This window comes from Deferrivibrio essentukiensis, from assembly GCF_020480685.1.
GTDB classification, from domain to species: Bacteria; Chrysiogenota; Deferribacteres; order Deferribacterales; family Deferrivibrionaceae; genus Deferrivibrio; species Deferrivibrio essentukiensis.
This window is the reverse complement of the sequence record NZ_JAJAFU010000034.1, coordinates 1-9,501: the sequence shown is the minus strand read 5'-3', so window position 1 is coordinate 9,501 and position 9,501 is coordinate 1. Positions and strand designations below refer to the sequence as shown.

The window sequence follows — 9,501 nt, the reverse complement described above, 5'->3', positions numbered from 1 at the left end:
GAATATGATATCGAAATGATTGCTCCTCAGCATGGCTCAATCATAAAAAAGAATCTGATTAAACCGATTATTGCAAGCCTTAAAAACTTAGACTGTGGGTTGTTTTTGTTGACACAAACAAACTCCGAAATAGAAAAACTAAGAAAACTTAATATTTATCTATCAAGACTCTTACAATCAATGGCAACATATAAGACATTTTCAGAGCTTGTGAAATTTATTTCCTATGAAATAAATAATCTTCTAAATGTTAATGAAATTACATATTATGTATACTTTAATGACAAACATTTCTCCTTTAGTGCCAACAGATTAGTATGGGATGAAATTACGGATATTGATGAATTGTTGGCAATGTTAGGAAATAGTAATAAATCTAACAAACCGGATGAAATCTTCATAAATAATGATCAACTCTTCATTTCTATTTTTGACTCATCAGAGTCATTGGTAGGTTTTATAAAGATAAATTTAACAGAAACTTCTGAACTTACTGATGAAGTTAAAAGTATTCTTATAAAAACAGCTAAGCTTTTTGAGGTTGCACTTGAAAGAGAGTTTATAAGAATAAACTTGGAAAAAGAAAAAGATAGGTATTATAAGCTGTCAACATTCGACCACCTGACAGGATGTCATAGCAGACATTACTTATCTGAAACTATAAAACGTATTTTTGCCCTTCATGATAGGAAAAAGATAGATAGTGTATCGTTTGTTATGCTGGATATAGATGATTTTAAATATGTTAACGATACATTCGGACACGATATAGGGGATATTGTATTAAAAAAGATTGGTGACATATTGCGAAAATATACCAGAGAGGGGGATGTTGTCACACGATTTGGTGGTGAAGAGTTTTTAATAATGACAATCAATGAAACAGAAAAAACAATTATGTCACTTGCTGAGAGGATTAGAAATGCAATAGAAAACACCAAATGGGACAAACCACTTGAAAACAGTAAAATTACAGCAAGTTTCGGAGTAGCATTCAAAAAATTAAATGAGACTTACGATTCACTTTTAAGACGTGTAGATAAAATGCTTTATGAATCTAAGAAATCAGGAAAAAACTGCATCACTTTAGATACTAAATAATCTTTAACTTAAGACCAACCTTTGAAAACAATACTTTGTCTTTTAAAATATTTTTTAAAATAAGAAACCCATTAATCCCTGTACAATGTCCTGTTATTATAATTTTTACCTCTAATTCCAAAAGAAAGTCTGCAACTTTCATAATTTCATTGTCGGATGAACGAAAAAGATGAAACCCGCCAATTACTGCATAGATTGGAGTATCTTTAGTTTTTCTTTTAATATCCAAAATAATGTTTTCAATGCCTGAATGAGAGCAACCGGTAAAAATTACAAGCCCTTTTGAAGTTTTTATTACCAAATATTGCTCATCAGGGAAATTATCTTTTGAAATACCATTCTCCGTTTTTAAATAAAGATTCTTATCAACATCAAACTCATTCACCCTGTCGATAGCCCCTGACAAAAAGATATCTTTCTTTATCTCGCAAAAATTTTCGTTTAAGATAAAATTATATTTTTTACTATTCAAAACAGTTTTATCAACACCTATAAATTCAAAATCATCCTCACCTTTTCTCAAATGTTCAGCAAAAACTTTTTTATGTGCATAAATATCTAAAGATGATACATCAAAATCTTTAAAACCGTCAGAATGGTCATAATGTCCGTGGCTTAAAACAGCAAAGTCTATTTTTTTATCATTACAAAGTTTTTTAAAATTATTTCTTAGGCTAAAGCCCTGCCCTGCATCAAATAAAATATTAAGCCCGTTATATTCAATTAAGCAAGAAAACCCATGCTCAGCAACAAGCATGGGTTTATCAACATAATTATCAGCTAATATTACTATTTCTAATGATTCATTAACAGTCATAGTAAAGTTTAAACTCGTAAGGATGTACCCTCATGTTTACTGGAGCACATTCATTTTCCCTCTTGTAAGATATCCATGTAGAGATAACATCCTCAGTGAATACATCACCTTTAAGCAAAAATTCATGGTCTTTTTCAAGAGCATCAAGTGCTTCATCAAGGCTTTTCGGCATTTGAGGTACATTTAAAAGCTCAATCGGATCAAGATCGTAGAGGTTTTTATCCATAGGTTCGCCTGGATCAATTTTATTTTCAATTCCATCAAGTCCTGCCATAAGCATTGCAGTAAAAGCAAGATATGGGTTGCATGATGGGTCAGGGAATCTAACCTCAACCCTTTTTGCTTTAGGTGAATTGCTATACATAGGAATTCTCAGTGCAGCGCTTCTGTTTCTTGATGAATAAGCAAGGTTTACAGGTGCTTCATATCCCGGTACAAGCCTCTTATATGAGTTTGTTGTAGGGTTAGTAAAAGCTGCAATTGCTTTGGCATGCTTTATAATACCTCCAATATAGTAAAGTCCTAACTCACTAAGCCCTGCATATTCATCCCCTGCAAAGAGAGGTTTCCCATCCTTCCATAAAGATTGATGACAATGCATACCGCTACCGTTATCGCCATACATAGGTTTTGGCATAAAAGTGACAGTTTTGCCATGCATTCTTGCTACATTTTTTACAACATATTTATAAAGCTGCATATTATCAGCCTGCTCAACCATAGGAGCATATTTAACATCAATCTCACACTGGCCACCGGTAGCTACCTCATGGTGATGAGCTTCTACAGTAATTCCCAACTGCTCCATAAGAAGACACATCTCAGCACGTATATCCATCAATGTATCGTGTGGTGGCACAGGAAAGTAACCTTCTTTATGTCTAATTTTATAACCTAAATTCTGTCCATCCTGTTTGCTACCTGAATTCCAATCCCCTTCCACACTATCAAAGAAGAAAAAGCCACTGTTTGCATTATAGCCGTATCTGACGTTATCAAATATAAAAAACTCTGCTTCCGGTCCAAAAAATGCAGTATCAGCGATACCTGTCCCTTTCATATAATTGATAGATTTTTTTGCTATATGTCTTGGATCTCTTGTGTAAGGTTCTTTAGTAATAGGATCAAACACATTGCAAATCAAAATTAATGTTGGTACTGCAGCAAATGGATCAATTTTTGCAGTAGTCGGATCAGGCAGCAAAATCATATCACTATTGTTAATAGCCTGCCACCCTCTCATACTTGAGCCGTCAAACCCCATACCTTCCTCAAAAACATCTAAGGTAAGTGCGTGTGCAGGGTAACTGCAATGTTGCCATAAACCTATAAAATCCATAAATCTTAAATCAATAAATTTAATATCCTTCTCTTCAATTAATTGTAAAATCTCTTTTGGTGTCATACTTCCTCCTAATTTAATTTATTATATTTTAAAGAGCATTTTCTCCAACTTCACCTGTCCTGATTCTTATTACCTCTTCAACCGGCAACACAAAAATTTTACCATCACCTATTCTGCCTGTCTTTGCTGCTTCCATAATTGCCTTCACCGCATCTTCAACCAACTCATCAGGCAAAACCAATTCAATCTTTATTTTAGGAATAAAGTCAATAACATACTCTGCCCCTCTATAAAGCTCCGTATGCCCTTTTTGCCTTCCAAATCCCTTTACTTCGGAAATTGTAATCCCCTTAATGCCAAGCTCTGTTAATTTTTCTTTTACATCGTCGAGCTTAAAAGGTTTTATCAATGCCTCAATCTTTTTCATGTCTCCTCCATATTATGTATATTTATTATATCAATTTGAATGCCAACTTTTTGTATTAAATTTTACTGTAATTAATAGGTATCATAAACATAGACGCACTCTTTTTAATCACTGCTGATTAATTTTTAATCATTAGAATATGTTCCAGATTATTAATCCTTAAATCAATTTCTGAGATGTCACTACCAATTTTCACTAAAATATCCCTCTTTATTTTCAAGTCTCTATAAATATTTAAAGTCCATCCGTTAAACTTATCAATTTTATACGCTTCATCTATTAATATAAGAGAATTGTTTGACTCTAATTCATTTGCAGTTTTACGCAACACTCTGCTTTTAAAATATTCCGGAGCATCTTTTAAATCATCTAATAATTCTTCATATTTTTTTGAGTTTCTAAATCTAATATACTTTTGGTAGTGGTCAGGCAATTTTTCAAGAATGTACTCTTTATCTGTTAGATAATTTATTATATTTTGCTCATCACCACATTTACCTGTGTCAGCAAAAAACTTGGCACTCTCCAAAGATTTTATATCATTACTTTCTTCATTTAAAACAAATTTTGCTATATACAAACGGCTAATATTGCAAAAATCATCTGCCCTCTGAAATACATTTACCGCCTTATCAAAATAAACTTCAGAGACTTGTTTCCCTTTTAAATAATTATCTATATATTTTTCAAACAAGCCCTCCCCTTCAAGAAATACCGGGGAAATCTTTTTAGAAGAGCAACCAAAAAGTATAAAAATAATTATAAGTACTGTACTTAACTTTTTCACGGTATCTTAAGCTTCCTCACTTCTTTTTCATTATCTGCATTAAAAGGCCACTTATCACCAAGATTCAGAATCAACTCATTGGTATTATTAAGTATATAATCTACATCCCTTCTCATTTGGCTCACATTGTCAGTTGCTTCACTCACATCTTTTGATATTTTACTTACATTTGCCAAAATAGGGTCAATTTTTGCAACCTTATCGTTTATGTTTTCTGCAAGTTTTTTGGAAATCCCTATCAACTGATTGACATTTTCAATATCAAAAGCTTTAATTTTACGATCTAATTCATCGGTAGTATTTACGGCATTTGAAGCCACTTTATTAAGTTTATCCTGAAAATCTGTAAGCTTTAAAATTATTTTAGCAGTTTCATCTTTAAGATAGTCGCTCCTTAACAAATACCCCATTGAGCCTTCCTTATTTTGAAGGTCAGAGCCTAATGCGGCAAGTCCTCTCATAAAAATATTAAAAGAGCCGTTGTCATCTGCGAGCTTATCGGTAATTATTCTTAAATTTTCCACAATAACCTTCATATCATCCATAACAGGCTTTGCTTTCTCAATAATTTCATCAAGCCCTTTATCGCGCTTTAGAAAAAACTCTGCTCCATCCTTAATTTGCTCCCCCGCCCCACCCTCAAAGACAATGGAAGAAGAGCCGATAAAGTTTTGAGAGGCAAGCTTTGCCGTTGAGTCTACTTTAATCCATTTAGCATAATTATTTGGGATACTGACCTTCATAACCACTTCACCGGTATCTTTCAGGTTTACAGAGTCAACCCTTGCTATCTGAAACCCTGAAAATATGACAGGCATACCTTTTTTCACACCTTCACCGGAAGAGGAATTAATAAAAATCTTAGTCTTTTTTACAAAAACTTTTTTGTTAATTCCAATAAGTACAAACACCACCGCAATAATAGTGAAAGCTGCTAATACAAAAAGACCAACCTTAAACTCTAAATTTTTAAATCTTGGATCAGCCAATTTTTATAATCCTCTATATTTTGATATTCTATCCCTTCATATATATCTTTATACCTATTATACTCCATAAAAAGCACATTGTCACTTTTTTCAGCTTTTAAAAACTGAAAAATTGATATCCTTTCATTATCATGAAACTCATAAAGCTCATTAACCGCTATAATTTTTTCAAAAGGTGAAAAATAAGCCTGTAAGAATCTTACAACAAAGTTTTCAAATTTACTTAACTCATTCTGCCTTGAATGCATCTTTTGAAGCATTTCAAACCTATTCAAATATTCTGCTACCCTATCTTTAAAAAATAGATATTTATTATCAGAATAATATGAGGCAGGAAGAATAATGTTTTCAAGAACGGATAAATTACTTATCAATGGAAATCTTCTATTTATCAAAGCTACTTTTCCATGAAAAGACTGTAAAATCTCACCAATAATTACCTTATCCTTAACATAATTATCTATCCAATAAATTTTCATATCAAAAACCCTGTAATCTCAACAAATATTATACCGTAGAAAAGTCGCATCATCCCTTTAAGCAGTGCAATAGGGATTTCGGTATTTGCTGTCTTAACATTTTTTGAAGTAAATATTGGGATTGCCATCAAAATAAATCCGAATAAAAATGCTTTGTACAAAAAACATAAAATATCGCTGAATGATATATAATCAAGAATCACATTTATTATATAAATAAAATCTGCACCCATCTGAATACTAAGTAAAAAATACCCGCCCGCCAAAGAAAAGAAAGTAAAAAATGACGATAGACACACCATAGCAATTAGCCCTGCAAGTATTCGAGGTATATAAAGATAATCTATCAAATCTATTTTGTACATTTTCAGTGTATTTGTCTCTCCAGTAATATTCATAACTGCAATTTCAGCAGAAACTGCGGTAGAAGAACGAAGAGCGAGCATAATGACAGATATTAAGGGTGCAAGCTCTCTAATTATTAATACAGATAATACCTGACCAATCTCTTGATAAGCGTTTAGTTTTATTAAAAATTGAGTTAAAAACCCTACAAATACGAGCCCCATAACAAAAGAAATCAACACAAATATATTTAAAATTTGCACACCGGTAAAATAAACCTGTCTAAAAAAAACAAGCCTTATTGCAGGATTTAATATTTTAAAATGTATAAGCTTTTTTAAGACTACAAAGGAAAACCCTAAAAATTCTGTGAAAGTAATAAAAGACTCTACAGTAAATTTCCCAACCTTTATGCACAAATTTGAAATCATTATAAAATTAATCCCCAATCTTTTACTCGTTAAATGATACCATAATCTGTTAATTTATACTAATCTTTTTTTAGAGTTATCTTGCATAATTTCTAAATTACAATTATAAAAAAATATGCAAACAATATTTAAACTTCTTACCAATAAACAAATTAAACTCACAATAGTAATATCCATCCTTTTCTTTTTAATATTATCTGTAACAGTATACTCCATCTATTTTTACTCTATTATGCATTATAAGAGCATCGCTAACAATCTTTTTCAAATAACAAAGTACTATTTGCAAATTGAGCATAAAAGGGCTGAAAACCTTACACAAAAACTAACTCAAAAACATAATGAGTTAGCATATTTGCTTATAAATAAAACATTTTCTGACACCGATAGCTTTTTAAAAGCGGCCAAAAAAGAGCTTGAGTATACTTTTGGCAGGGGAGCAGATATAGCTATAATCAATAATAATCTCATAATAACAGACACTACATTTAAAAGTGAAAAAGGGCTGGATTTAAAGCAATTTGAAGATGCAGCTAAATTAGCAAAAGAAATTAAAGGGAAAAAAGACCCTTCATACGTGGACATTACATTTCCTGTTTACACCCCCGCATCAAATTCATTTAAAATATACACATTTTCCTATCTGCCGGAAGTTGACAATTTTTTACAAATTGGCATTAGTTTTGATTATCTCAAAGTTTTCTCCGGTCTGACCAACTATGATAATGATATAAAATTATCTTTACTCTATGCCGGTGGTGGTGACTATTTAGATGTTTTTGATGTAGCTAACGGTAAAAAAGTTATAATTGATAAAAAATTAGAAACTTATTTAATGTCAGATAAAAATGAATTTGTAACAGATACCTTCTTCTTAAAAAGTATATATTATAAAATATCCCAATTCAATTATGGCAATATAAAGATGACCGGAAATATCATTCTAAAAATATCAATTTTCAAAAAAAGTATTTATAAGTTCATTTTAATAATTTTAGCTTTAGAAATACTAATATTCACTTTACTCTTTTTAGGCATTCGCGATACTTATAAATTTTACGGACTATATTTCTTCAGGCCTTTTAAACATATTTTGACCAAAATAAGAAAGGGTGAATTTATACAAGAAGGTGAGTCATATAAAGTTAAAGAGCTTTATTACCTGTCTAAAAACTATAATAAAATTCTGTCAGAGTTACTTGCCAAACAAAATGAGCTAAAACAAGCTATGGATGAAATAAAAACATTAAAAGAGCTATTACCTATCTGCTCTTCTTGTAAAAAAATCAGGACAGAAAATAATGATTGGGAGCACATCGAAACATATTTAGCCAAAAGTCATAATTTAGACTTTACGCATAGCCTATGCCCCGAATGTATAAAAAAGCTGTATCCTGAAGTAGCTGAAAAAATGTTTAATAAAAAGTAATAAGGGTACACTAAAGGTATGTGTACCCCAAAACTAACTTTAAAAAACTTCCTGTAAAAATTCTGTAAACCTTTTCCATGATTTTTTATCAGCATCTTCCCTGTATCTGTCACTGCCAAAAACAGTAAAAGCATGAGGTGCACCACTGTACGTAATCATTTCATGTTTAACATGATTTGCTTCAAGCTCTTTTACAAGATTGGCAAAATCCTCAATTTTGACAGCCGTATCCGCGCTACCATGGAAAACAAGGATTTGACCTTTTACATTTGAATAATCTTGCCCTTCAGGTGTTGCAAGACCACCATGGAATGGTACAAAAGCTTTCAAATCAGCCCCACTTCTTGCAAACTCAAGTATTACAGTACCGCCAAAACAGTAACCCATACCAATGGAATTTTTAACATTTGCCTTTAGAGAAACAGCTTTGTCATAGGCAGTATACAAAATACCTCTCATCCTCTTTCTGTCTTTGTAAAGTGCTCCGGTTAACGCTCTCTTTTCATCTACGGTAACAGGCTTTACACCTTTTCCAAACATATCTATTACAAAAACAGAATAGCCTAAATCATTAAGCATATCAGCCCGTTTTAATTCATAGTCAGTAATACCATCCCAATCGTGGACCATAAAAATTAGAGGTGAGCTATCCTTTACCTTTGCATAATATCCCTCATAAGTTTTGCCGTCATAACCATATTCAACAAAATCCCCCGCAAAACTTACTCCGGTTACCAAAAGAAACAATACTAAAATCCTTATAAATTTCATAAATCCCCCTTACATATTATATTTTAACATAAACCATACTTTCAAAGTATGGTATTTTAATAGATTTTTTCAAGGGGAAGTTTACTCCCGATAAAAAAAGTCAAATTTGTCTTTTGAATAACTCTAAAGCATCTTCCAAAGGCATAGGTTTTGCAAAATAATAACCCTGTAAATACTTGCAACCAAGCTCACTCAGCAAATCTACCTGCTCTTTTGTCTCAACACCCTCAGCAATTGTTTGGATACCAAGATTGTTGGATAACTCTATAATAGTTTTTACAATACCTTTGATTTTGTTGCTTTCAATCATTTTCCTTACAAATGTCATATCAATCTTTAAAAAATCTGCAGGCACTTTATCAATAAAACCAAGGCTTGAAAAACCTGTACCAAAATCGTCAATCTCAATCTTGAATCCTTTACTTTTTAGCTCATTCATTACTTCTAAGGTATTTTCAACATTGTTTAGAAATACTCTCTCAGTTATCTCTATATTAATATGTTTTTTAAAATCTTCAGGAATTTTCTCAATATAATCAAGAACATATCCGTTAGATATGGAGTTAGCTGAGATATTTAT

General features: G+C 31.8%; 11 protein-coding genes. 2 read left to right on the top strand and 9 right to left on the bottom strand.

All coding sequences use genetic code 11. The annotated features are described in order from the left end of the window. On the top strand, window positions 1-1,101 hold a 1,101-nt coding region (locus LF845_RS11410; RefSeq protein WP_242821143.1), incomplete at its 5' end, for a GGDEF domain-containing protein. On the opposite strand, the gene LF845_RS11405 is transcribed toward LF845_RS11410, so the two are convergent. The 7 genes from LF845_RS11405 to LF845_RS11375 all read right to left on the bottom strand — a co-directional run bounded on the left by LF845_RS11405 (window position 1,094) and on the right by LF845_RS11375 (window position 6,721). Then, on the bottom strand, window positions 1,094-1,918 hold the full coding sequence (locus tag LF845_RS11405; protein ID WP_242821142.1) for an MBL fold metallo-hydrolase: 825 nt from the start codon (window positions 1,916-1,918) through the stop codon (window positions 1,094-1,096). The two genes, LF845_RS11410 and LF845_RS11405, sit on opposite strands and share 8 nt — an antisense overlap. Continuing rightward, on the bottom strand, window positions 1,908-3,323 hold the full coding sequence (gene glnA / locus LF845_RS11400; RefSeq protein ID WP_242821141.1) for a type I glutamate--ammonia ligase: 1,416 nt from the start codon (window positions 3,321-3,323) through the stop codon (window positions 1,908-1,910). Before glnA ends, LF845_RS11405 begins: the two co-directional genes overlap by 11 nt. A 28-nt stretch (window positions 3,324-3,351) precedes the next feature. Next, complete coding sequence (locus LF845_RS11395) at window positions 3,352-3,690, bottom strand: P-II family nitrogen regulator (RefSeq protein WP_242821140.1); 339 nt, start codon at window positions 3,688-3,690, stop codon at window positions 3,352-3,354. Window positions 3,691-3,808: 118 nt separating this feature from the next. Beyond that, window positions 3,809-4,477, bottom strand: coding sequence for a hypothetical protein (locus tag LF845_RS11390; protein ID WP_242821139.1), 669 nt, complete (start codon window positions 4,475-4,477; stop codon window positions 3,809-3,811). Then, entirely contained in the window at window positions 4,474-5,466 is a 993-nt protein-coding gene (locus LF845_RS11385; RefSeq protein WP_242821138.1) for an MlaD family protein, read from the bottom strand. Before LF845_RS11385 ends, LF845_RS11390 begins: the two co-directional genes overlap by 4 nt. Next, window positions 5,439-5,945, bottom strand: coding sequence for a hypothetical protein (locus tag LF845_RS11380; RefSeq protein ID WP_242821137.1), 507 nt, complete (start codon window positions 5,943-5,945; stop codon window positions 5,439-5,441). The genes LF845_RS11385 and LF845_RS11380 overlap by 28 nt, the downstream gene beginning before the upstream one ends. Continuing rightward, complete coding sequence (locus LF845_RS11375) at window positions 5,942-6,721, bottom strand: ABC transporter permease (RefSeq protein ID WP_242821136.1); 780 nt, start codon at window positions 6,719-6,721, stop codon at window positions 5,942-5,944. The genes LF845_RS11380 and LF845_RS11375 overlap by 4 nt, the downstream gene beginning before the upstream one ends. 115 nt (window positions 6,722-6,836) lie before the next feature. Between LF845_RS11375 and LF845_RS11370 the strand changes: the two genes are divergently transcribed. Continuing rightward, window positions 6,837-8,150, top strand: a complete 1,314-nt coding sequence (locus LF845_RS11370) for a hypothetical protein (protein WP_242821135.1) — start codon at window positions 6,837-6,839, stop codon at window positions 8,148-8,150. A 39-nt stretch (window positions 8,151-8,189) separates the two neighbouring features. Here the strand turns inward: LF845_RS11370 and LF845_RS11365 are convergent, their stop codons facing one another. After that, window positions 8,190-8,921: a dienelactone hydrolase family protein gene (locus LF845_RS11365; RefSeq protein ID WP_242821134.1), complete on the bottom strand. Its 732-nt coding sequence runs from the start codon at window positions 8,919-8,921 to the stop codon at window positions 8,190-8,192. A 100-nt stretch (window positions 8,922-9,021) separates the two neighbouring features. Beyond that, window positions 9,022-9,501: EAL domain-containing protein (locus LF845_RS11360; protein ID WP_242821133.1), on the bottom strand; the 480-nt coding region annotated here is incomplete at its 5' end.